The 24822-nt window shown below is 32.4% G+C and carries 28 protein-coding genes; 17 read left to right on the forward strand and 11 right to left on the reverse strand.

What is annotated here, in order from left to right:
* From OF897_RS15390 to OF897_RS15405, 4 genes are all read right to left on the reverse strand, one after another.
* Positions 1 to 198, reverse strand: a 198-nt coding sequence (locus OF897_RS15390; protein ID WP_267266563.1) for a phage tail protein, incomplete at its 3' end; no start/stop codon positions are given.
* A 38-nt stretch (positions 199 to 236) separates the two neighbouring features.
* On the reverse strand, positions 237 to 1973 hold the full coding sequence (locus tag OF897_RS15395) for a phage tail sheath family protein (protein ID WP_267266564.1): 1737 nt from the start codon (positions 1971 to 1973) through the stop codon (positions 237 to 239).
* A 76-nt stretch (positions 1974 to 2049) separates the two neighbouring features.
* Positions 2050 to 3843, reverse strand: a complete 1794-nt coding sequence (locus OF897_RS15400; protein ID WP_267266565.1) for a phage tail sheath family protein — start codon at positions 3841 to 3843, stop codon at positions 2050 to 2052.
* 48 nt (positions 3844 to 3891) lie between these two features.
* Positions 3892 to 4482, reverse strand: a complete 591-nt coding sequence (locus tag OF897_RS15405) for a DUF4255 domain-containing protein (RefSeq protein WP_267266566.1) — start codon at positions 4480 to 4482, stop codon at positions 3892 to 3894.
* 568 nt (positions 4483 to 5050) lie between these two features.
* Here OF897_RS15405 and OF897_RS15410 point away from each other — a divergent pair.
* From OF897_RS15410 to OF897_RS15480, 15 genes are all read left to right on the forward strand, one after another.
* On the forward strand, positions 5051 to 5365 hold the full coding sequence (locus OF897_RS15410) for a hypothetical protein (RefSeq protein WP_267266567.1): 315 nt from the start codon (positions 5051 to 5053) through the stop codon (positions 5363 to 5365).
* A 48-nt stretch (positions 5366 to 5413) separates the two neighbouring features.
* Complete coding sequence (locus OF897_RS15415) at positions 5414 to 6892, forward strand: contractile injection system tape measure protein (RefSeq protein ID WP_267266568.1); 1479 nt, start codon at positions 5414 to 5416, stop codon at positions 6890 to 6892.
* A gap of 197 nt (positions 6893 to 7089) precedes the next feature.
* Positions 7090 to 8577, forward strand: a complete 1488-nt coding sequence (locus tag OF897_RS15420; protein WP_267266569.1) for a hypothetical protein — start codon at positions 7090 to 7092, stop codon at positions 8575 to 8577.
* 278 nt (positions 8578 to 8855) lie between these two features.
* On the forward strand, positions 8856 to 9569 hold the full coding sequence (locus OF897_RS15425; RefSeq protein WP_267266570.1) for a hypothetical protein: 714 nt from the start codon (positions 8856 to 8858) through the stop codon (positions 9567 to 9569).
* Positions 9566 to 10426 (forward strand): hypothetical protein, encoded by an 861-nt coding sequence (locus OF897_RS15430; RefSeq protein ID WP_267266571.1) that lies wholly within the window; start codon positions 9566 to 9568, stop codon positions 10424 to 10426. The genes OF897_RS15425 and OF897_RS15430 overlap by 4 nt, the downstream gene beginning before the upstream one ends.
* A gap of 628 nt (positions 10427 to 11054) precedes the next feature.
* Positions 11055 to 11519, forward strand: a complete 465-nt coding sequence (locus OF897_RS15435; RefSeq protein WP_267266572.1) for a hypothetical protein — start codon at positions 11055 to 11057, stop codon at positions 11517 to 11519.
* Positions 11498 to 11794 carry a hypothetical protein gene (locus OF897_RS15440; RefSeq protein WP_267266573.1) on the forward strand — a complete coding sequence of 99 codons (297 nt, stop codon included), beginning with the start codon at positions 11498 to 11500 and terminating at the stop codon, positions 11792 to 11794. Before OF897_RS15435 ends, OF897_RS15440 begins: the two co-directional genes overlap by 22 nt.
* A gap of 32 nt (positions 11795 to 11826) precedes the next feature.
* Complete coding sequence (locus OF897_RS15445; RefSeq protein WP_267266574.1) at positions 11827 to 12474, forward strand: helix-turn-helix domain-containing protein; 648 nt, start codon at positions 11827 to 11829, stop codon at positions 12472 to 12474.
* A 570-nt stretch (positions 12475 to 13044) separates the two neighbouring features.
* Positions 13045 to 13656 (forward strand): hypothetical protein, encoded by a 612-nt coding sequence (locus OF897_RS15450; protein WP_267266575.1) that lies wholly within the window; start codon positions 13045 to 13047, stop codon positions 13654 to 13656.
* 272 nt (positions 13657 to 13928) lie between these two features.
* Positions 13929 to 14348, forward strand: coding sequence for a hypothetical protein (locus OF897_RS15455; protein ID WP_267266576.1), 420 nt, complete (start codon positions 13929 to 13931; stop codon positions 14346 to 14348).
* Positions 14349 to 14425: 77 nt separating this feature from the next.
* On the forward strand, positions 14426 to 14797 hold the full coding sequence (locus OF897_RS15460) for a hypothetical protein (RefSeq protein ID WP_267266577.1): 372 nt from the start codon (positions 14426 to 14428) through the stop codon (positions 14795 to 14797).
* 108 nt (positions 14798 to 14905) lie between these two features.
* Complete coding sequence (locus OF897_RS15465) at positions 14906 to 15058, forward strand: hypothetical protein (protein WP_267266578.1); 153 nt, start codon at positions 14906 to 14908, stop codon at positions 15056 to 15058.
* A 75-nt stretch (positions 15059 to 15133) separates the two neighbouring features.
* Positions 15134 to 15646, forward strand: a complete 513-nt coding sequence (locus OF897_RS15470) for a hypothetical protein (RefSeq protein ID WP_267266579.1) — start codon at positions 15134 to 15136, stop codon at positions 15644 to 15646.
* 313 nt (positions 15647 to 15959) lie between these two features.
* On the forward strand, positions 15960 to 16409 hold the full coding sequence (locus tag OF897_RS15475; RefSeq protein WP_267266580.1) for a transposase: 450 nt from the start codon (positions 15960 to 15962) through the stop codon (positions 16407 to 16409).
* A gap of 42 nt (positions 16410 to 16451) precedes the next feature.
* Positions 16452 to 16790, forward strand: coding sequence for a helix-turn-helix domain-containing protein (locus OF897_RS15480; RefSeq protein WP_267266581.1), 339 nt, complete (start codon positions 16452 to 16454; stop codon positions 16788 to 16790).
* Positions 16791 to 16796: 6 nt separating this feature from the next.
* Here the strand turns inward: OF897_RS15480 and OF897_RS15485 are convergent, their stop codons facing one another.
* The 3 genes from OF897_RS15485 to queG all read right to left on the reverse strand — a co-directional run bounded on the left by OF897_RS15485 (position 16797) and on the right by queG (position 19432).
* Positions 16797 to 17435: a murein L,D-transpeptidase catalytic domain-containing protein gene (locus tag OF897_RS15485; RefSeq protein ID WP_267266582.1), complete on the reverse strand. Its 639-nt coding sequence runs from the start codon at positions 17433 to 17435 to the stop codon at positions 16797 to 16799.
* A gap of 3 nt (positions 17436 to 17438) precedes the next feature.
* The gene (locus OF897_RS15490; RefSeq protein ID WP_267266583.1) at positions 17439 to 18122 is read right to left on the reverse strand and encodes a TIGR02117 family protein; all 684 of its coding nucleotides are present in this window, start codon (positions 18120 to 18122) and stop codon (positions 17439 to 17441) included.
* A 347-nt stretch (positions 18123 to 18469) separates the two neighbouring features.
* Positions 18470 to 19432 (reverse strand): tRNA epoxyqueuosine(34) reductase QueG, encoded by a 963-nt coding sequence (gene queG / locus OF897_RS15495; protein ID WP_267266584.1) that lies wholly within the window; start codon positions 19430 to 19432, stop codon positions 18470 to 18472.
* A gap of 108 nt (positions 19433 to 19540) precedes the next feature.
* Between queG and OF897_RS15500 the strand changes: the two genes are divergently transcribed.
* Positions 19541 to 19840 carry a rhodanese-like domain-containing protein gene (locus OF897_RS15500; protein WP_267266585.1) on the forward strand — a complete coding sequence of 100 codons (300 nt, stop codon included), beginning with the start codon at positions 19541 to 19543 and terminating at the stop codon, positions 19838 to 19840.
* 32 nt (positions 19841 to 19872) lie between these two features.
* A complete protein-coding gene (locus tag OF897_RS15505) occupies positions 19873 to 20490 on the forward strand; it encodes an HD domain-containing protein (protein WP_267266586.1) in 618 nt (205 codons plus the stop codon).
* A gap of 72 nt (positions 20491 to 20562) precedes the next feature.
* Here the strand turns inward: OF897_RS15505 and OF897_RS15510 are convergent, their stop codons facing one another.
* From OF897_RS15510 to OF897_RS15525, 4 genes are all read right to left on the reverse strand, one after another.
* Positions 20563 to 21333 carry an alpha/beta fold hydrolase gene (locus OF897_RS15510; protein WP_267266587.1) on the reverse strand — a complete coding sequence of 257 codons (771 nt, stop codon included), beginning with the start codon at positions 21331 to 21333 and terminating at the stop codon, positions 20563 to 20565.
* A gap of 3 nt (positions 21334 to 21336) precedes the next feature.
* The gene (locus tag OF897_RS15515) at positions 21337 to 22281 is read right to left on the reverse strand and encodes an NAD(P)H-dependent flavin oxidoreductase (protein WP_267266588.1); all 945 of its coding nucleotides are present in this window, start codon (positions 22279 to 22281) and stop codon (positions 21337 to 21339) included.
* A gap of 134 nt (positions 22282 to 22415) precedes the next feature.
* Positions 22416 to 23783, reverse strand: coding sequence for a peptidylprolyl isomerase (locus tag OF897_RS15520; RefSeq protein ID WP_267266589.1), 1368 nt, complete (start codon positions 23781 to 23783; stop codon positions 22416 to 22418).
* An 89-nt stretch (positions 23784 to 23872) separates the two neighbouring features.
* Positions 23873 to 24796, reverse strand: a complete 924-nt coding sequence (locus OF897_RS15525; protein WP_267266590.1) for a PfkB family carbohydrate kinase — start codon at positions 24794 to 24796, stop codon at positions 23873 to 23875.
* Positions 24797 to 24822 lie beyond the last annotated feature (26 nt).

Here is a 24822-nt window from a genome sequence, read left to right on the forward strand (position 1 = left end):
GAAAGTTCCTCTCTTTAAAGTAATGTTGCTGAAAGTTTTCAATCCAGGCATCTTGATTTTACTAAAATCCGGACTTGCTCCATGTCTGTATTCAATTAAAGCTGCTTCGGCATTTAAACCGCTCACCTCCTGAAAACCTACTTTTGTTCCGCCCCAATCTACTTCAAAGGCAAACTTTACTAATGGATATGTACTCATAATTATTTTATATTTTTTTTTATTAAGTTTAAATTATTTTATGCTTCCTGTAATTTGTGTGAAAAACGAAGCACAATAAATTCAGCAGGACGCACTGCAGCCATACCGATTTCAATGACCATTTTTCCTTCTAAAATATCCTGAGCCGACATTGTTTTGTTCAAACCTACACTCACATAATAAGCTTCTTCCGGCTTGCTTCCTGCCAATGCGCCATCTTGCCATTGTTGATTAAGGAAATTTTCGATCATTGTTTGTACACGAATCCATGTATTGGCAGTATTTGGTTCGAAAACGAAACGTTCTGTAGCTTTTTTCACAGACTCTTCTACCATGTTGAAGAAACGACGTACTGAAATATATCTCCATTCGTTGCTGTTTCCGTCCAAAGTTCTTGCTCCCCAAACCAATGTTCCTTTTCCTGTGAACGTTCTGATAGCGTTGATCGACTTTCCTGATGCAGCATCTACATTAAGCAAATCTTGTTGTCTGTCAGAAATTTTTTCTGTTGGTGCTACAACATAATTAAGTCCTAAGTTAGCCGGTGATTTAAATACTCCGGAAGTACTATCCACTTTAGCATAAACTCCTGCCATTGAAGATGATGCACCCAATACTACAGATTTAGACTCAATTGCTTTTTTAGCTTGATTATAGAAATCAGAGTTTGTTGATTTTAATCCTGCTAAAGTTGAAATACCAAATGTACCAGTAACTAAAACATCAGCTTCATCAAAACTATAGCTTAAAACTGTTTTTAATTTTGGATGATAAGCAGCTCCGTAGTTTAAACCTTTAGCCGTAACTTTTTCTCTAAAAATAGCAGTATCATCTCCAAGAACATCCATGATAACAAATCTATCTTTCATCAATTCTGCCTGATTCAAAGCACTGTTGTATGCAGAGTAAGCAGTAGTAATATCAGTAGCGTCAATGTCAGCAAGATATTCAGCATAAGCAGCAGATGCTGTAGCTGTATTTGTAGCAGTAGTTGAAACTGTAGTAAAAACAGCAGCAGCAGTTTGAGCAGCAATTTTAACAGTGCCAACGGTAGCATTAGCCGCATCTGCAGCAACTTGTGTAGCAACTACTACAGCTTTAGCAGCTTGATTTTCGACAACTTGATCAAGGTTAGCAGGATTTGTAACAGGATAAGTATCTAGCTTCAAAACAGCAGCATCAATAGCAGCTAAAATATCATCACCACCATCAATAGCTGTCGTCACAGCAGCTGAAACAGCTCCGGCAGCAGCTTTAGCTTTAGTAGCTAAATCCTCGTTAACTTCTGCAACTAAAATAGCAGCTTCGGCAGCAGCAACATCAGCAGCAGTAGGAACTAAGCCTTGAAGATCCGGGAAAACGATAAGTGTAGGTTCGTCTTCTTTCTTTAGTAATTCAAGACCTTTTAGTAAAGTTTTATTTGTAGTAGTAGATTGTACAAGAACATCGTCTGAGTAATTTCCTACCGCTACAATATAACAAGGACCTCCACCATTTGCAAAATACATTTGCATCGCATAATACATTTTGTAATCACTTACTTTAGGTTGCGTTGCCGTTACAACATCGTCTTTGAAAGCTACAGCAAAAACTTCAGGATTTACTTTTCCAAAAAGAGCTTCGTACTCCATCATAGAAGAAATTCTTGTTGGCTTCATTTGCTCTCCTTCTGCAGTATACCCGATAAAAGCAGGAATAGCTGTTTCAACTTGCGCTACGGAAGGCGGAAATTTTGCCAGTTCCTCCACATAGACTCCAGGGGTTTTGTAATTCATTTTTAAAAAAATTTAAATTAATATTAATTATATCTCGAAATAATACTTCGAATTTTCATCAGTGATTGACTGTTTTTTATGATCGTTGTAATTTGTGTGAAAACTGCAATACAATAAATTCTGCAGGACGTACTAATGCTATTTCAATGGTTGCATTTAAAATATTATCATTCGTAATTGAATCTTTGGTTGCGTCAACTTGTACTTTATAAGCTTCTTTCGGAGTACTTCCGGCTAATGCACCATCCATCCACTGTTGATTAAGGAAATTTTCCAACATTGTTTTTGCTCTTAAATATGTAAAAGGAATAGTAGGCTCATCAATAAATGTTTTGAGTGCTACATTAATCGATTGTTCAAGCATATCAAGATAGCGACGTACATGAATATATTTCCATATATTATCTGTATTATCCTCATTTTTATCTTTCCCTTGAAGCGTTCTTGCTCCCCAAACCAAAATACCTTTTCCTGTGAATGTTCTGATTGCATTGATTGATTTTCCGGTACCATCGATGTTTAGACCTGACTGTTCTTCTTCCGAAACTTTTTCTGTAGGAGCTACTACATAATTAAGACTTACATTTGCCGGAGATTTCCATACTCCTCTTGTATTGTCTATTCTACCATATACTCCAGCCATTGCTGATGACGGTGGTAAAACAACTTTCAACGACGCAATTTCTTTTTTTATCTGATTATATAAAGCTGAATTTGAAGATTCTAAATCTTTAAGTTTTATTCCATCAGCATCACCTTTTTCGTCTTTTATATTAAGAATTGCATCTCTTAGTGCTTCAAATTCTCCGCTAAAAATAGGTGCATCTCCGTCAAATTCTTTAGGCATTACAAAATCGTCTATTATTCCGTTATGTATAGCGTCTAATACAATTTTTGCTTCCTCAATTGCCTCCGCTAAATCTGATTTTGCATCGACTGCATGACCTGTTGTATCATCAGCCGTTTCATTAATTTCTTCAGCAATTGCAATAGCTTGACTTAGTAAATCAGCAAGAACAAAAGCATCTGCAGATTCGCTCAAGATTTCTTCGCTTGCTAAGGTTTTTAATCCTTCTAAAGCAGCAATCTCACCTGCATAAAAGACAGCACTATCTTGTCCCGCTTGTTGTAAACCAGTGTGTACAATATCTGTTTCAGTCTCATCAAAAGTATAATTGAGAATTGTTTTTAAATGAGGAAAATAAGCTGCTGCGTAACTGGTTGAATCTACTTCAGCTCTAAAATGCCCAATGGTATTAAGATTATTTGATGAGGTTGTAGAATTTCCGTAATATGTATCTAAAATGGCAAATCTATTTTTTTCTTCTAATTCTAATTTTTCGTTTATTGTGTAATTATAAAGATCATAAAAATCAGTTTCATCTAATGAGACAGCATCTGGGAAAAGAATAAGGATGGGTTCTTTAATCGATTCTAAGGTTTCGATCTTATGCAGTCCGTTTTTCAGTGAAGATAATTCTACTCCTTCCGAAGCCGATGCATAAGTTCCCACAGAAACAATGTAACACGGACCGCCACCATTGGCAAAATACATCTGTAGCGAATAGTACATTAAAAATTGTACATCCGGCTTTACAACAGTTATTCCCTTATCTTTGGTATCTTTTAATTGAAGACTTTCTTTTTTTGCTTTTCCAAACTTATCTTCATATTCCAAAAGAGAACCTATTTTAAGATTTTCATTAGTCGTATTATTAATATTTGTCGTATTATTATTAATATCATAACCTTGAGGTACTAGTTCGGTATACCCGATGAATGTAGGTATAGCGGTATCTATTAATGAAATTGAATTAGGAAATTTTCTAATTTCTTCAACTGAAACACCGGGTGTTGTTGGATTTGGCATGATTTAAAAAATTTGAGAAATGGTTATTAGTTTTTTTTGGTTTTATGATTAATCGACTTTAAAACTTTTAATATTTACCTTATCAATCAATTCAATATCTTTAGCAGGTAGATTAGGGGCAATTTTTATCACACTGATTTTATAAAATGCAGAAGGCATTATCTTTCCGCCCAGCAATCCCCACACATAGCTTAGCTGTTCAAAAGGAATAGTGTGTAATTCGATTCTGAAGCTAAAACTTTTTGATGGTGTAGAATCAACATATGTCAATGTATTGTTTACCTGAAATACTTCGATAGTTTTTGAAATATTAATCAAAGCTCTATCATAACTAGACCTGTTTGCTGCAATCATTACATATAGATTTAAGTAAGCAGGGGGACTTTCCAATTCATAACCGGTTACAGTATTTCCAACTTTTACCGGAGTATATCTTGAGGCATTTTTCATGATAGATTCTTCCTCCACATTTAGCAAAGTGATGACTACTTTATCGTTGATACCAGAAGCATCCTCCTCATCATTTTTTGCGATGTTATTTACAGTAGCGATATCAACATCATCTGGAACATTCGGATCCCATAAACCATCCTGGCTATTTAGTTTATTTTTTAAAACGGTTAATACTTTATCAATCATAATTTCTGTTCTTGATTATTATGGTGCAAACATACAATCATCCCCAATCAAAAGACAAATATTTTGAGGTATCTATACAGTCTTTGCAGTAAACAATATTTTCACATCATTTTGATAAAATAAAACCTTAACACATTTAAAACACTATAAAACAAATTATTACAAACACAAATTAAAAGATAAAATTTAAATAAAATTATTTTAATCTAATGACAGTGAAATTACACCGAGTGATTTATTTATAATTCAATAACTATATTTTGTTTTATTTCAACAGAAAATAAAATATTTTTTTAGCAGTTTTAGATTGCTTCTTTAAAATCAACTTGTATTGTAAATAATTTAATTCAATAAATAATTGTCTTGTTTTTAGCTTTAAAAAGAATTTCGATTTTTTTGATTTTTTTTGATTTGAAGTATCATTTTTTTCTTTCTAAAAATTATAATTCCCAAATATTAGAAATAATTTTATGTTTTACTGCAAAGACCGAATAGAGCTGCCTAATAATTCTAAAAATGTCTTTTGTTCGTCTAATTTTGTCCTCAATAATTTTAAAACTTAAATCATATGAATATCAAAAACCTTTTTGGCAAGCGTAATGAAATCATTGGCGGTCATTTCAATGAGCTACGATCAAAATTGGGTGTAGCTAATCAAAACGAAGAATATATTTTTTCTGTGAGGACAGAAATCTGCAACCAATGTCCTTTAAAAAATGGCAACAATTGTAACGCTGTAAAATGGATGAATCCCAATACTTTAGAAGTTTCAGACCATCCAAAAGACGGATTTATAAGAGGTTGTGGATGCAGATTGAGTGCAAAGCAAAGATCAAAATTAAGTCTTTGTCCTGCTGGTTTTTGGGGAGGAGAATTTGATTAAAATCAAAACAATGTAACAACTTTTTTTTATAATTAAAACCATTTTAGCGTGAAGCAAGATCATATCATACAGAAAGTTTTTGTTGAAATTACCGTAAACAACAAAGAAAAAGCATTTAGTATAAAAGAAGATATTAGTAGCTTCTTATCTATTGATGTTTTTCCGGAAATAGAAAAATACATCAATGCTTTAGAGTACAAATTAGATGATCATACTTTGCAAATTCCTCGATTGGAACTGAATCTAGACGTAAAAAACAGCTCTCTAAATGCTGAACTAAAAGATAAAATTGCTCAACTCTTTAAAGATGAGCTCTCTGAAATTACAAAACCAATTACAAATTCAGATCAAGAAACAGAAAATGATTCTAAGGCATATCTAATTGACAATCAGGAAAAAATAATTCAAACGTTTATCTATTTTTTAGAAAAAGGATATATGCCTTGGTGGAATTCGGATACAGATGGGATTCCTTTTTTAGAGTCGACAGTATTTAACACATTGATTTTAAACAATAATTTTCAAAAAAGGATTAGATCTATTTTACCAAACGAAAATGTTAAGGAACGCATAATCAATCAACTTTCAAATGAACAAATTGCGCAATTATGTTTATCTATTTCAAAAAATAAAGAATTAAAAATCAACTTAGAGACCGATATAATACAACACATCTCAAAACTGAATCATGCCGAAAGACAAATTGTTTGGGGTTTAGTGTTAAATGTATTATCAGAGCATTTAAACTCATCAACTATTAATCTTAAGGAATATTTTTTACAACAAATAGTAAAAATAGAATCATTTTCACATAATTTATCAAAAGTAAAGGCTAACTATCAGAAATTGAGAATTGTAGCTAAGATATTTCCTTTAATTAAAGAAGAAGAAATTCTCGAAAGCATTGAAAGCATCAAAAATAATACAATAAATAATTCTGAAAATGCAAAAAATTCAGCGGAAACAGTTTATAAAACAGATGAAACATTAAATAATATTTTAAGCCAAAAAGATGAAAATTTAATTAAAGAAGATGGGCAGTACGTTCAGAATGCAGGGCTTATTTTGATACATCCATTCATCAAAACTCTTTTTGAATATTGTAATCTTCTACATCCAAAAACTCATCAACTTACTGATCCTGAATCGTGTGCACATTTACTACATTATATTGCTACCGGAAAAACAAATGCTCCAGAATATGATATGACTTTTGAAAAATTCTTATGTAATATTCCGATAAATCAAACCATAAACAGACATATTAAAATTTCTCGTAAGCATAAAACCCAAGCCAAAAATGTTATAGAAAGTGTTCAGCACAACTGGAATCCAATGAAAAAATCATCTGCAGCATTATTACAAAACGAGTTTTTCCAACGTTCAGGCAAATTAGTTGCCTCCGACCATGATTTCACTTTAACAATAGAACGAAAAACACAAGATATTTTGCTTGATAAACTTGGTTGGGGAATTAGTATGATTAAATTGCCGTGGCAGGAAAAATTTATATTGGTAAATTGGTAATTAAACGTGTTTAAATACTCTCTGCTTTTGTTGTTGTAGGAGGCTGTTTAATGATGATCACTTCGGTTATCGGTACAAAACCTCTGATTATTTCAGCGGTTTTTTTATTTACTTATAAAAAATCACACAAAAGTGCTATTGTTTTACAGAGGCTTTATTTATTAATTTTAAACTATAAAAATCTTAAAACCAAAACCATGAAACTATTCACAATTGGAGACAGCATTAGTCAGGGATTTATGTCTGGTGCAGCAGCAAAAACTGAGCTATGCTACTCTACTCTTATCGCCCAGCAATTAGGAATTAAAAATTATCAGTATCCGACGTGGCCTGAAGAAGGAATGCCCGTAAATGTTGAGAAACTATTTAGAAATTTAGAAGAAAAGTATGGTTCAAGTATAAGCACATTAGAATGGACATTAGCTTTAGCGACAACTATTCCATCCTATCTTAACACTGTCGAAAAATACTACGAAAGGGGTAATGGTGCAGCAGACAAACCATATCCCGGTAAAATATCTTATTTTGATAATGTTTCGGTGAGAGGATTTAACGTTTCTGATGCATGGCTTATTAATGCCAAATACTGTAAAGAACAAATAAAAGCAAACAGCTCCGGAAATGGTGTTTTTTCCAGTGTGGACAATAGTTTTCTGAGAACAGCATTGCGGGTTTTAAATCCTCAACTTTCAAAAGAACATGATGAAAAAACTCAGTTGGATTGGCTTAAATATCATTCTGATAAAGAAGGGGTTGAAAATGTTATCATTTGGTTGGGTTCTAACAATGCTTTGGGAACTATTGTAGATTTAAACATCCATTTTACAGAAGGAAATGGTAAAATAACCGATAAGCCAAGTGATACTTTTATTAAAGAAAGTAATGGAAGGGGAAAAGAAATAGCCTATAATCTTTGGCATCCAAAAGATTTTGAAGCAGATTATATTGAATTATTAGACAGAGTGGACAGAATTTTAGAGGGCAAAAACACGAAGGTATTTTTAGGAACAGTTCCTTTGGTGACGATTGCCCCTTTAGCAAAAGGTGTTGGTGAAACATTTACCGTAAAAGTTGAAAATGAAACAGAAAAAGATAAATTTGATGATGTAATTTATTCGAAATACTATACCTATTTCCCATTTGAAGAGGATTTTGCAGCTAAAACGGGAATTAATTTGGGATATAATCAGGTAACACATATTGACAATTGTATCCGAGAATACAATAAAACAATTAAACGCTTGGCTGAGGAAAGAAATAAGAAAACCCCCGGAAGATACACCATTATAGATTATAGCAAAATGCTTGACAGTATGGCATTCAAAAGAAATGGCGGAACACCTACCTATAAATTTCCGGCATATTTTGATTTCCAATATCCACTTCCCAACACAAAATATTACCACGCCGATACAGACGGAAACCTAAAGCAAGGCGGAATTTTTTCTTTAGATGGCGTTCACCCCACTGCAATTGCACATGGTTTGATTGCCTACGAAACTTTGAAAATCATGAAAGATTTAAATGTTCCGGATGCAGATCCTGACAAACTAAACTGGAAGAAAATCATAGAATCAGACACGCTTTACACCAAGCCAATCTCTTTAATGCATGAAATCTACGACAATAAGAAACTTGCAGAATGGCTCATGGATATTTTAAAGAAAATAAGAAAGCATAAATAAAAACTAATAACCATTGATATAACCAAGCCTCTGAGATTAATAATTTCAGGGGCTTTTAATCATTAATAAATTTCAAATTAACGCTGAATGCTTTTCAAAGAGTCTTTTTAAATTTCAATAATCTGAATCACTTTTGTTCTTAAGAGCTTAGCTTCTTTAATAGTTTAAAATCTTACATTCAATCTTTTTAATTGACTTGAACAACTTTATTCTTCAAATTATAAATTTATTTGTAAATTATTGTCCGATAAAAATGATTAACCCTCAACTTTCGAGACATGAGTGTATTCACTTACCACTTGGTAAAAACATCTTATTTTTCAGCTCTAAAAGCAATTTTATTTCCACTTAATCCGAAAAAAGTTAAGGGTTTAATTCATGCGGAATCCATGACTGTCATGACGCTGGGTTCACCTGTATTTTCACCTTCCCGAATGCTGATTCGGCAGATTGCAGTATTTGCACAGTGGGAAAATGAGGCGGTAATCGATCAGTTTTTAGATAAAAACAGTTTCGGTAAAATTTTAGCAAAAGGTTGGCATGTGAGATTAAGCTACTTGAGACAGTGGGGGAAAATATCCGGATTTGTAATTCCTGACGAAACTTTAGAAATAGACCCGCCCGATGCTCTTGTTGTGGCGGTTACCATTGCCAGAATGAAACTTCCCGAGGTTCCGAGATTCATTCATTGGGGAAGACCTGTAGAAAAACTGGTGCGAGATCATCCCGGAACGACGCTCTCTTTGGCTTCAATAAGACTTCCTCAAACAGTTTCTACTTTTTCTGTATGGAAAAATCAGAAAGAAATGACCGATATGGTTCGTGGTCACAGTGCGGTGCCCAACTCAAAAAAACATGCTGAAGCAATGAAAGAAAGAGACAGGAAAGATTTTCATTTTGAATTTACCACGCTTCGTTTCAAACCAATTTCTGAATCTGGAACATGGAACGGAGAAAAGAATTTCACCATCAATCCCAAAGTTGCTCAATGAGATTTGCTTATCCAATGCAGAAAATTCAGGATTGGTTTACTCAGCAATGGGTTATTTTCCGGGGAAGAAAAATTAATCCCGATGAATTCTTATGGCTGATCGGACCTTTTGGATTGCTAGATTCCATCGGGAAAGATTTCATTGAAAAGTTTGCTGCAAGTGAAAATCTGTCCGTCGATTATCATACCTCTTCGCAAGGTTTAATACCTTCCATGAAGCAGCTTAATCTATCGGAAGATGAGTTTTCACAACTATCAAAACAGGTCATCTCATTTTATGAAAATACAGCTGACTATGATTTGAATTTCTCAGTCAAGTGGAATCCGTTTTTCAAAGTTTTCGGTGTATTAATAACGAAATTATTCAGTGTAAGAATCAATCAACTTAATATTCCTACCGAAAACATCAAAGACACAGAATCTTTGGAAAGCGAAATCATCACACTCATTGATCCTGATTCTAAAGAAGTAAAATATACCATTTGGTTCAGATCAATAAAATCAAGCGGACAGGTGGTGTACTCAGGAATTTATGGAGTCTGTACTTTACCATCGGGACAAACCTGCGTGAAAGCCGTTTTCCCGTTACCCAACGGAAATGCAACCGTTATAATGTCGCCAACTGTTGGTAAAAACGGTGAGTTAATATTAGATTCATCAGGAAAGAAATTTGGGGATGCAGGATTTTATTTTCTTTTAAAAGATTCTAAAGGTGATTACTGGTCACAATTCATTAAATCTTTTAGAGACAAATTAATTATTGGTGAAGATGACGATGGTATTTCGGCAGAACAAACACTGACGCTTTGGAACAAGATGGTTTTGAAATTCAATTATAGAATTAAAGTTAAAAAGTAATTTTCAAACTTTACTTTATTAATGCAAGAGATAAAAGAACAATGTAATATCTTGAAGTTTTATAATAATTTATTTTAGAAAATTTAATAATAAAAAAATAGGTTAAAGCCATTCTTTTAATTCCATTACAAATGAAACGTCTACTATAGTTGTAGACGTTTTTTAATTGTAATCACAAATATATAAACCGTTTTCGCAAAGGATACAGAAGTAAATACTTCATAACAACACTTAAAAAAAAGATATTATTATGAAAATTATATGAAAAAAGATATATTATTCATGTGGTATCTTTATATAATATTGTATTTTTGAAACTGATATTAATAATCTTTTTGCCTAGATTTAATAATTCAAAAGAACACATGCCTATGAAAAAATTTATTTACTTTTTCATTTTTATCTTTTTTCCCAACCCCTACTTACTCAAAATACTGAGCCGACCGGAACAACACCACAAACCAAAACAATAGATAAGCAGCTTAATGACATTGCTGAAAAAAGTAAAACTTTTGTTGATCCTAAATACGAAGCACCACTACTCAAACTAAAATCAGATTCTGAAAAAGAAGGCTACGATTGGGGAGTATTAAGAAGCGGTAATTACCTCACCTCTGTTTATTTGGGGATGGGTGAAGACAAAAAAACAATTGATATTGCCAATGATCTCAAAAAAATCGCAAAAGATAAGAAAGATATCTATGGTCACATATCGAGTATATACCGCAGAAGCGCATTGGCATTAGGATATTTAGGTTTAAATGATGCAAGCTTCGAAGATTTTCAGGAAGCAATTGCACATGCCAAAACGGTAGAAAATAATGACCGAAGAATGCAGCTTCTATCTTTTGCATACGAGAATATTAATGTGTATTATGAAAATCGAGGAGCCGAACGTGCGGCAAATGATTCTATGTTCATCAATTACAAGAGAAGTCTTGCGATGGCAAAGATGATTAGTGACAAGGACGATGTAGTTCATATAGACCAAAAATATGATCTTATCGCATATATGAATATGCGTCTTGGACTTTTTTATCTTGAACATGAAGCTATAAAAGGATATTTAGAATGGCAGAAAAATATCTTCTAGAAGCTCAAAAGATATATGAAAACAAAAAATACAATATTGACCCTGCAAATAAAGCACAGACTTTAAATGAATTAAGCAGATTATATATTTTAAAAAGGGATTATCAAAAAGCTATCGAAAGTGCGACTCGATCCTTGGAATTTGAAAAATTACATAGTTATCCGTTAGTTAGAAAAAAATCTTATGAATTTCTTCTACAGGCCTATCTAGAAATTGGAGATAATGAAAGTCGAAATTTTATAGAGATAAATATACTATTCTTAACGATAGTTTAGATTACGTAAAAAAACGAGATGCGAATACCACTATGAAAGAAATGGTTTCGGAAGTTGATAATCAGCATAAACAAAACTATAAAAAACAATGGATCATTACAGCAATCTTAGTCTTTGCAGCAGCAATAGCTACAATTATCATTTGGAGGGTAAGAAGTAAGATACAGCGTAAAAACTATGAACAGACCATTAATAATCTGAAAAACGCACCTTCTATCAGCTCATTAGAATCTATTAATATTATAAATGAAGCCGATGTTGAAGAATCTGACAGTATTATTGATGAATTACAAACTTCATCCCTAAAAACTCAAATTTCCTCAGAAACGGAAACAAGACTCTTAAAAAAGCTTAATGCATTTGAAAAATCAGAGAAATTCTTGAAAAAGGATCTTACCCTGAGTATTCTATCTGCTCAGATGAATACCAATTCTAAATATCTCTCGGAGGTAATAAAGAACAATAAATCTCTAAGTTTCAGTAATTACATTAATAATCTAAGAATCAATTATATTGTACAAAAATTATATAACGACCCAAAATATAGAGAATACAAAATCAGCTACTTAGCAGAAGAGAGCGGTTATTCTTCATCACAGGTTTTTGTTGTTGTTTTCAAAAAAATCTATGGGATGACACCTTCTTATTTTATACAAAGTTTAAAAGACGACAATATATAGCTTCGCAAATACATTAATTATTTCTAAGAATTGGTTTCAATATATTATTATTTAATAATGAAAATAGTCTGTATTTTCGTCTCACTTTAATGCTTTAAAAGTTTCACCAATTTCATAAATAATCTAACAATTTCCATATTTCTTCAGAAGTAAATCATAAGATAATGTATTTTGAAAATTATTAATCTTCTTATTTTCTTGAACAAAATTATCTTAACTACCATTATCCCTTTCTCAATCATCATCATTCGCAACTCACATTACGTTAAAACCTGTTAATTTTTTACATTTTCACATCCTAAAACCTCTATTTGCTGATTAAAAACACTCTAAAATAACGCAAATACAGCATCATTTTCAATTATATTAAAATAATCATAAAAACACATAACAAATTAATAAACAGTACTATAAATTTGTAAAATAAGCATTATCAATAGAATGATTTCCGAATTTATGATACCATTTTGTTTTTTCATGCCTAATATCAGTGTAATATTGCTAAAGCTTCAATAGAGAAATTCCCCTTTGTCTCTTTGAACTTAAAAACCACAATAAAAATAGCTTGTGATGAAAAAGAACAAGAACCCAATTTCAAAATGCGTGAAACTTCTAGGTACCACGTGGAAATTGGGTTCTTTTGTTTTATTATTTTTTATTTTACTTTCATCTTCTCTTTTTGCCACAGAAAATTACCCTTCATCAGAAACTGTTGTTCATTCCGAACCGTCTCCTGAGATTGATCAGCATCAAAAACCAGTTGTATTTGTAACTGAGGGTACTGTTATCTATGGGATGGAGAATATGTCTCAAAAAACAGAGTTCAAAGCTTCTGAAGAGACAAAAACAGATAAGAAAGCTTCTACAAAAAAGATTAAGAGCATAGCTGTTTCAAAAAAGATTATTCAAAAAGTAAAAATAGAACGTGAAATTCAAAAACTTGAAGCTACAGCACACATCTCTTCTCATCAGTCTGAAAACTCTTTTGAAGTTTCAAAACAACGATATGGAGTCGGTACTCTTACTATTAACAATTCTTTCAAAGCAGCAATACTCAAGGATATTGCTAAAATTTCTGTTCCTGTAGCTGATAACACAAATTCTTCATACGAATACTGTGTTTTTTTTAAAGGAACAAAAATAGAACTTTTCAGCTTTACCCGGCCTCCCCCATTTTCTTAATGAAACAATTCCATTAAAGGAATTTTATTCTTTATCGAAACCATACTCTATTTGTAAAAACATAAAGATGTTTCTTACAACAGTATCTCTATCTTATTATGGTAACACCTTCATAATATTATAGATAGATGAAAAATACAGTTAAAAACACTGTATTCGATTTCGTATTGACTTTAGTTTAACTGTAACTGTTTCTAATATAAATTGATGTTAGATGCTAGTGATTTCATAAAAACTAAGAACCAAGACTAACGCACATTTAAACTGATAACATGGTAAGAAATCTATTACTTATTGTAATATTTTATATAGGAAAACTATTGATTTTCTCGCAGATACACTCTGTAAGCACAGGAATCAATACAAGCTTAGCAGTTTGTTACAAAGCTGCGGCAGCATCAGGAAGACCATTGGAAACTAAACATGTAATTACTGCATTAAACAGAGGAACATACAAAAACAATTGGCTAATGGAAAGAAAAGGAGCATGGACTGTTTTAGAATCTAAAGAAAAAGGATTCGTTATAAACAGAGTACCTACTACAGCAAGTTTAAGCTTAATTACTAATCCTATTGAAGGAATGATGGTTTACGATGAACAAGCGGGCTGTCTGAAAATTTACACTATAAAACAAGGAGAAACTGTTGCCAATTGGCATTGTTTCAACACTCAGACTTGCCCGGATAATTAATTCAATTCGATAGGACGAATAAAGAAGTGAATACTAATTGTCTGTTTACGCTCTTCTTTAATTTAAAAATCAAAACAATGAAAAAATTAACAATAATACTTTTAGGACTCTTTTCAATTTCTACGTTTTCGCAGATTGCAGTTGGGAAAAGTGCAGTAACTGCTGGTTCTAATGTTTCTCTTGAGTTTTATGATTCTTCTGATAATGCCAAAGGAATTGTTGTTCCATGGACTTCAACTGTTGCTAATAATCCTGTGACTTACAATGCCACTACAGGTGCAGGTTACAGAGGAATGCAGGGAACAGTAGTTGATGGCACTATCATTTTTGATCTTTCAGATAAGAAAATGAAATACATGAAAGCAGGCTCATGGTCTGATCTTACAGGAAGTCCAACTTTCCCGTTGACGGTAAAGGACGGAGCTAATGCAGATGTTACTTTTACGTAGTTCAATGCTATCAATTCCACATTACAGGATAATGCCAAAGAAGTTGATAATGCAAAAACTGCCATAGGAGTAAATGCTGCAACTGATACTACTAACGGGATTTTGGTTTTGACAGATACTGACAAAGCAATGGTTCTTCCTAAAGTAGCGAGGCCTCATCTTACCATTCAAAATCCGGCTCCGGGAATGATGGTTTTCGATACGGTGAAAAGACAACTCGCTGTCTACAACGGAACGGTGTGGAGTTTTTGGAAACCCTAACAATACATATTGCACAGGCAAATCTGTCTGTGCAATTTTTAAAGATTCATTATAATCTAATTTAATATTAATGATATGATACTTTTAAAAAAAATAACATTTCTGTCTACTCTGTTTTTGTCAACGTACATGCTATTTGCACAGGGAAAAAGCAGTCACGAAGATCATAAAATCATAGACTCCAACCCTATTTATACGATCACAGGAAACGGAATTTCAAACTCAGGAACGCAGGAAAAACTTTTTTTTTCCACACAGAATAACAGCGAAATAGAAGTTTTAGACAATACTGTGAAAGTAAAAAAGGATGGCATTTACAGATTTACTTTAAGCACCAACCTGAATGCTGCAGAAAGAAAACAGAAAGACATCAGCTATTATGTAAGCTTAAATGGCAAAGAATCTTTTAATAAAAATCAACGTAATATTCCTGCAAACGGAGAATATTATTTTCAGATTCAGTTGAAAGCAAATGATTTGATTGCATTTAATGTAAAAGGAAATGAAGAAATAAATAACAATCTTCAAAATACTTTAAAAATACAATTTACAGATCCTAAACTTATTAAAACAGAAGACAAACATTAAAAAAAGTCTGTTGTCATGTCAAAGTAAATCCTGCTTTGGCATGACGTAACAGATTTAAATAAAACAAAAAAAATAATATGATAAACATTTAACATAATTTAAATTTTGTAGGCATAATATATGATTATAATCATATATATTTTGCTCAAAAAAGAAAACCAAAGACAAATTTTTCATCGTAGATAATGTTGTTTTACTCTCTTTTAAAGTAATCATTTCACTTTCATGTGTATTGGTAGGGATTTAAAACATCCGAAATGATTCACAAAATATTATAAACCAAACAATTATAAACAATGAAATTTAGACAGTCATGGACTTTAAAAATATACACATCGGTAAAATGGTAGAAAAGAGAGTGAAGGAGACGAATACTGATGTATCAAGAATTTGCAAATTTTTGAAATGTACCGAAGAAGATATCAAACAAATGTATGCTTCACAAAGTATAGAGACGCAAATTCTTTTAAGATGGAGTAAACTTTTAGAATATGATTTTTTCAGAGTATATTCTCAACATATATTGCTTTTTACATCTTCACATAAAGAAAAAAATACACCTAAAACCAAAGATATTCCCACCAAACTTCCTCAATTCAGAAAAAATATTTACACCAAAGAAATCATTGAGTTTATATTAGAATCTGTGAATTCTGGAGAGAAAACAAGGCAAGAAATTATCGATACATATCATATCCCAAAAACCACTCTGTATAAATGGTTCTCAAAATACAATTCTGAGCAAAACGGACCAGAAGAGTAATTTCAATAAATCAATATTCAAATAAAAAAAACAAAAACAACTGTGCAAGAACTAAGACCTAACTATAAGAAAATATTCGAAGATATTGTAATGAAAAAATGTCCTGAACGTTTAGAAGAATTTAATCATTATTTCAAAAAAGAAAATCTTACCATCATGGATGTAATAGATTTGAATGATAAAATATTCGGACTAAAAGATAAAGACACCCTCAATTTCAATCAGCAACACAGATCTTACGATCGTGAAACAATTTTGCAAATATTGGCTTATCAAGATAAAGAAAAACTAAATAATATTCAGTTGGCAAATCATTTTAATCTGAGTAGAAATACAGTAGGTAAATGGCGAAAACTGTATATAAAAACTATGAGTAACTGATTTATTCTATTGATAAATCCACATCAAAACAGGTTTCTGAGAATTTTGAATCATCGGATCTATTGCTCTCATCGCATTGTTAGAAATTGTAGGGCAACCCCATCCTTCCGGAGAACCTTTCGGAAAAGTTTCTTCATCACTCATCAAATTCCAGGAATGAAAAACAATAAATCTTTTCAACGCATTATTATTTGATTTTTCCATTCCATGCATCAGATATTTTACATGAATTCCCCAATCACTGTAACCTCTCCCCGATAATTTATATTTTCCCAAAGATGAAAGATGACTCCCATCTTCATTACTGAAGGTAGGATTATCTTTAGACTCGTCACGACTCCAAGAATTGTCTCCGCAACCGTGACCAACCAAATATTTACCGGTAACTTTCTGTTCTTTAAAATTCCAGACCACAAAACGGTTAACTCCAGAATGCAAGCTCATATCAATTAAGATACAAAAATCTGTACTCAATTTATTGTCTTTGCTAAATTGTAGCGCTTCAATTGCTTTCTCTTTTGTTTTATTTAAATCTAAAACTGGCTTTTCCTCTTCTTTTACAATTGCATTTTGTGCTTTAACAGGAAATTCTTTCTGGCATGAAAGAAAAATCATCATGATAAAAAGTGTTGAGAAAAGTTTCATAACTTATTTATAATGTAAGAAAATTCCGTAGTCTGTAGGAGTCCAAAGTGCAGCTTTTTGTCCGGCAGATTTCAAAGCATCATTTGCCCAAGTATTGCAGGTATTTAAAAAACTGTATTTTCCTTTTGCATCATAAAATGCATCATTATCACTGTAAACTGCATCTGTTGGAATTAAAACATAATTTCCGTTTGCATCCTTATCAAATTTTTCATCTACAAATTTCACCAATTCTCTGTACTGGCTTTTGCTGATCATCATCATTTTACAATCATCTGCGACAGTCATTTTAGAATAATATGAACAGTGCATTGCAGAATCGCTCAACCAAAAAGCAGCATTAAAAGCTGTAGAAAACTTCAAATCTGCCCAAGTTGGCGTATCAAGGTAAAAACCTTTGTCGCCCCACCCGATTCCGACATATTGATAATCAGTTTTTTTAGATTTTGTATTGGCAAAAGGAATTTTTGTGCTCCAATCATGCAAATCGTTTTTTACAGGCATTACAATATCGGTGTGAACACCATTCGTATAAATATAAATCGGAATTTCTTTTTTCTCACCGTCATCTTTTGCCGAAACTTCAATAAACGGAAGCAAATAGCCCAAAAGAGCATATACAACAATAATTCCAAGGATAATTCCCAGCGTTTTCAGAAAGTAAATGAAGACTATTTTCACACTCATGTTTAAATATTCAAGTTTAATAAAAATTAATTTTAAATTTTTCCTAAAAGTATTTATTTTAATTTAAAAATTAACTAAATTTAGATATCAAACACTCACAAATATGCACAAAAAATCAAAATCTCAGAAGAAATTTAAAATCAGAGTAAAAATAGCTCCAAAAAGAACACAGAAAAAGCGTTGATTTTCTTAAAGATATTATCTTTTTGAAAGTCAATTTTACTTTATAGGAAAGGCTTTTTTGATTTTTTATCTGATTAAATTTTCAGTTTTCTTAGAACATAAGTTTTAAGAATCATGAAACAACCACCTCAATTCTCCGGAAGTCATTTTTCCGGAAAGATATTTTACCCTAAAATATTGACGTTATCTTTATCTGAAGTTTCGTTCAAAAATTCAATATTTCTTTTTAAACCAGCAAATTTCGTCCGTTTCACAGGAGATTTTCGGAATATTTCTGAGAACAACTCCTGAGTCAATTCCTTCCACTCTCCTTTTTTGAAATTCTTTAAAGAATCATTTGGTTTAAATCTACTTTGCAAATTCGGTGCAGAAAAACGATTCCACGGACAAACATCCTGACAAATATCGCAGCCAAACATCCAGTTTTCCATTCTATTTTTAAAATAATCGGGAATTTCAGATTTCAACTCTATTGTAGCATAAGAAATACATTTGCTTCCATCAACAATTTTTTCCGAAACAATAGCATCTGTCGGACAAGCATCAATACATTTTCTGCAACTTCCGCAGTGATCCGTCGTTTCACTGTCTGAAATCAGTTCCAAATCACAAATAATTTCAGCTAAAAAATAGAAAGAACCGCTTTGTTTAGTAATTAGATTTGCATTTTTTCCAACCCAACCGATTCCAGATTTTTTTGCCCAACTTCTTTCCATAATTGGTGCAGAATCAACGAAAACTCTAAAACTAAATTCGCCAATTTCACGTTGTAAATCAGAAACCATTTCACGGAGAATCTCTTTTACAACTTCATGATAGTCTTCAGCATAAGCATATTTTGAAATTTTAAAATTCTCTAATGCTGAAATTTTCTCTTCCGGAAAATAGTTGTAAGAAAGCGAAATTACCGATTTTGAACCTTCCACCAAAAGTCTTGGATCGAGTCTTTTATCGAAATGATTTTCCATGTATTTCATTTCGCCATGATAATTATTCTTCAACCATTTTTCGAGATGTCGTGCATCTTCTTCCAAAAAATCTGCCTTGGAAATTCCACAATTTTGAAACCCAAAACTTTTAGCTTTAGACTTAATTAATTGTGAATATTTTTCGGCTGTTGAATTCATATTTTCGCATTGCAAAATTAATATTATTTTATAAATTTGTTGAGATTTGGATGTCTGAAAGTGCTTCATTCATTTATTTTAAAATTTTAACATTAAAAATTAAACATTATGTCATTAGCAGATGTATTACAATCAGGAAACTATGAATTAATCGACGTTCGTGAGCCAATGGAGCTTGAAATGGACGGAAATATAGATGGCGCTAAAAATATTCCTTTAGGAGAAGTTGAAGACAGACAAGATGAAATTTTATCTATCGAAAAGCCTGTAATTTTGTTCTGCAGAAGCGGAAACAGAAGCGGAAAAGCTTTGGAATATCTAAACTCTCAAGGTCTGAAGGAAGGTTACAACGGTGGCGGTTGGGCTGAATTGAAAGCGCATTTAGAAGCAAATAAGGGAACTTTTTAAGTTCCTTTTTTTATTTAAATAAATTTGACATCATGATTTTGAAAGAAAAATTTGAAAGACTTTGTCTGAATTTCACTAATGATTCTGACCTAATTGAAAAATTTTGGGTTGAAATTGAGAAAAATTATTCCGCAAAAAGCAGACATTATCACAATCTTCAGCATTTAGAAAACATGTTTGGAGAAATTGAGAATGTAAAAGATAAGATTGAAAACTTCAATATTATTTCTTATTCTATTTTTTATCATGATATAATTTACGATGCAACTTCAAAATCAAATGAGGAAAAAAGTGCAGAAATTTCAAAGGAAAGACTTGAATATTTAGGTCTAAACAATGAAGAAATTCACAAAGTTTACGAACAAATTTTAGCGACAAAATCTCACAAAAAATCTGATAACGAAGACATCAATTTTCTTTTGGATGCAGATTTATCAATCCTTGGAAAAAATGATGAGGTTTATTTGGAGTACACAAAACAAATTAGAAAAGAGTATTCTATTTATCCCGATTTTCTTTATAAACCGGGAAGAAAAAAGGTTTTGGAACATTTTCTACAGCTGGAAAATATTTTTAAAACAGATTATTTTAAAACAAAATATGAAGTTCAGGCAAGGAGAAATATAGAATCTGAATGGAGAAATTTGTAGGCTTTGGCTAAAGCCACTCTTTTTTTATCCAAAAATTAAGGTAGGCTAAAGCCCACCTCTATTGAATTAATCTTATGAATATTTTCCTATAAATTCAATCGATTTATTCAGAACAATTTCCGGAGATTCTTTGTGAGGTTTATGTCCAATATTTGGAATGATAAATTTCTCTGCAATTCCGCTAACTTGAGAAACCGTTTTTTCAACCTGTTCTAAAGTTCCGTATTCATCGGCTTCACCTTGAATAAACAATAACGGACTTGTAATATCTTTTAGCAGATATTCAATATTCCAAGATTTGAATTTTTCACTAAGCCAGATTTCAGTCCAAGCTTTAACTATAGTTTCTACTTTCTCGCCATGATACTTTTGCAAACGTTCGGGAAGATTGGTAGTTTTGTAAGCCTTTAATGCTTCTTCAACTCCATTTACGGTAATATCTTCCACGAAAATATGTCCGGCTTCACAGATTACGGCTTTTATTTTTTCAGGATATTTTGAGGCTGCAATTAAGGCAATTGTTCCGCCGTCGCTGTGTCCGAAAAGAATAGTTTCGTTGATATTTAATTCAGAAAGCAAATCGTTTAAAACATCAGCCTCTAGTTCCATATAATTATTTTCTCTTTCATGAGTCGTCATCGGAAATGATTTTCCGTGGCCTAAACGATCATAAATTAACACATTGCATTGAATCGCTTCAGTTAGTTTCTCGGGAAAATCTCTCCAAAGCTCAATCGAACCTAAAGAATCGTGCAAAAAGACGATTGTTGGTCTGTTTTCAAATGAATTATTAAACTTTATAAATAAATTTTTATCCTTTACATTAATTACCTTCTCAATCATTATTTATAAACTTGGATTAGCAGCTTCGCTAAATTCTTTCAAAAGATTTTCGAAAACTTTTTCTACAGGAAGAACTTCATCAATCAAAGCAGAAACCTGTCCGATTTCTAATTCACCATCTTCCATATCGCCTTCAAACATTCCTTTTTTTGCTCTTGCTCTGCCTAATGAAGCGACCAAAGCTTCGGCATTTCTTCCGACGTCATAGATTTCCTCCAACTCGTTGAAAAATTTATTTTTAACCATTCTTACAGGCGCCAATTCTTTCAAAGTAAGATGCGTATCGCCTTCATTCAGTTCTGTGATTTTCTTTTTCCAGTTTTCGTGAGCACTTGCTTCTACGGTTGCAGCAAAACGACTTCCAATCTGAACTCCATCTGCACCTAAAATCATGGCTGCTTTCATTTGAGAACCCAAAGCAATTCCTCCTGCAGCAATTAATGGTTTTGAAATATGCTTTTTAACATTCGGAATCAGGCATAAAGTTGTCGTTTCATCTCTTCCATTGTGACCTCCAGCTTCAAATCCTTCAGCAACAATCGCATCAACTCCTGCATCTTCACATTTCACAGCAAACTTGGTTGAAGAAACTACGTGAGCTACTTTTACACCTTCTTTCTGAAGCGTTTCTGTATAATTTTTAGGATTTCCGGCAGAAGTAAAAACAATCTTCACTCCTTCCTCTAAAATAATCTGAATAATTTCATCTAAATTCGGATAAAGCAAGGCCACATTTACGCCGAAAGGTTTATCAGTAGCTTTCTTACATTTCTGAATATTTTCACGTAAAATATCGGGATACATACTTGCTGAACCGATTAATCCCAATCCGCCACAGTTTGAAACAGCTGAAGCCAATTTCCAACCGGAATGCCAAATCATTCCAGCCTGAATGATGGGATATTTAATATTGAAAAGTTCTGTTACTTTATTTTTACTTTCATTCATTTGATGAAGTTTTTTAGCGGAGGTGAAATCTATAAAATTACTCATAAGGTAAAAATACTAAAAACGTACATTCTATAACATATCTCTCAACTATTTTCACAAAAAAACCTCCAGAAATTCTGAAGGTTTTTGTTTTATTTTGTAAGAGATTCTTTTTTCCAGTTCCCTTTAAAATTACAATTGTCATATCGACCGTCAATAGAAATAAATGTGGTTGGAAGTTTTGAATTAATAAATTTCTCAATCATTTCACCTTTTCTCTTATTCAGCGCCATCTGCTTTATTCTGTCATAATCTGTTTCAAGAGTAATCTGGTGTGAAGGAATTACATCTTCGATTTTAATCATCTTCACCACTTTTCTATCTCTCTCGTCTACATCGTCAAAAGCAGTCGTAATATCACTTTTATTAAGACCTGCAAGCTCATAACTGATCGTTCCAGGGATAGATTCTCTTTCGATTTTACTAGAACCGTCTGCTCCAGTTATTACACCAGCGTTAAATTTAGTTCTTTTATCATCAGAAAATTTAAATGCTGCATCTTTAAAACTCAATTTTTCAGCCAAAATCAATCCTCTGATACTGTCTAATTTTTGTTTTGCAGTAGTAATTTCTCCGTCTGTAGGCGTTGCCATCAAAAGAATGTGTCTTGCTTCGTAAGCTTTACCTGATTTTTTCACCAATTGAATAATGTGATAACCAAACTCAGATTCTACTGGTTCTGAAATTTCTCCTTCCTGAAGATTTAATGCTGCAGCCTCGAAAGGTTTTACCATTTGTCCTTTAAGAATATTTTTCATCAAACCACCGTTCGGAGCCGTTCCTTTATCCTCAGAATAAATTCTTGCCTGACTTTCAAAACTTTCTCCCCCTGCAATATCTGCTTTAATTTTCTTTAATTTACCAATCAACTCATCTTTGTGAGCTTCGGTTAATTTTGGAAACATGATAATTTGCGAAAGAGAAACTTCATCTTTAATTTCAGGCAACTGAGACTTGTACATATTGAAAAAGTCGGTTACTTGATTTGGCGTAACGTCAGCTTTTTCTGTAATTCTCTGGTATTTTGCCTGTCCGTAATACTGGTCAGTATCGATCTTCTCCATAACGTTCTTCATTTCATACTGATTTCTGAACTTATACGCAGCAAGCAATGTTTTTTCATCTGGAAACTGAGATAGCAAATTGTTATATTTTGCATTTACTTGATCTTTAATTGCCGCAGAACGGTTATCAATTAACGTATCTCTTTTTGCTTCGTAAACAAGAAGTTTATTATTGATTAAGTTTTCCAAAAACTCACATCTGTCGGTTGTTGAAGCTCCTTGCTGTTTTCCGTAATTCATCTGCTCTTCAACATCAGATTCCAAAACGATTTCATCACCAATTACCGCCGCAATACCGTCTATCAACTGTCCTTTCTTCAATTGAGCATTCATATTCCCTGAGAACAACATCGTGAAGACTCCAAGAAGGAAAGTGATTTTTAGTTTATTTATCATTATACTATTTTAAAACAAGTTGCAAATTTAGAATTCTTAATGAATTGCACTCAATTTTTTATTATAAATATTTCTTAAAAAGAGATTATTTATTGCAGTTCTACATCAAAAGTTGTCAATTCTTTAAATTGTTTCAATCTGCTTTCAACATCTGCTTCGTTTACTTCTTCAATTCTTTGAGTTCCGAATTTTTCTACCGTGAAAGAAGCCATTGCAGAACCTACAATTAATGCAGATTTCATTGTTTCGAAATCGAATTTTCCTTTTTTGGCTAAATAAGCAGCAAAACCACCTGCAAAAGTATCTCCAGCTCCAGTTGGATCGAAAACTTCTTCCAAAGGAAGTGCAGGAATTGCAAATATTTTATTGTCATGGAACAATAAAGCTCCGTGCTCACCTTTTTTGATGATTACATAAGCAGGTCCCATTGTGTGAATTTTCTTAGCCGCTTTTACTAAAGAATATTCTCCTGAAAGTTGTCTTGCTTCCTCGTCATTGATACTGATTACGTCAGTTTTAGCAATCATATCTTTTAAAATATCCATTGCAGAATCCATCCAGAAATTCATCGTATCTAAAATAACTAATTTTGGACGCTGATTCATTTTTTCAAGAACTGAAAGCTGAACTCCAGGATGAAGATTTCCTAATAATAAAATCTCTGCATCCTGCATAGAATCTGGAATTTTAGGATCAAAATTTTCCAAAACATTTACTTCAGTAGCTAAAGTATCTCTTGTATTTAAGTCGTTATGATATTTTCCTGCCCAGAAAAACGTTTTTCCTTCTTTTACGATTTCAATCCCTTCGATATTCACCTCTCTATTGGTAAATTTATCAAGGTATTCTTGTGGGAAATCTCCTCCAACTACAGATACAATCCCTGATTTTACACCTAAAATAGAAGATGTAATCCCAATATAAGTTGCTGCACCTCCTAAAATTTTATCTGTTTTACCAAACGGCGTCTCAATTGCATCAAATGCCACGCTTCCTACGACTAAAAGTTTCATATGTATTTTTAATTTATTTAATTTTA

This window comes from Chryseobacterium formosum, from assembly GCF_026460885.1.
In the GTDB taxonomy this organism is placed as follows: domain Bacteria; phylum Bacteroidota; class Bacteroidia; order Flavobacteriales; family Weeksellaceae; genus Chryseobacterium; species Chryseobacterium formosus.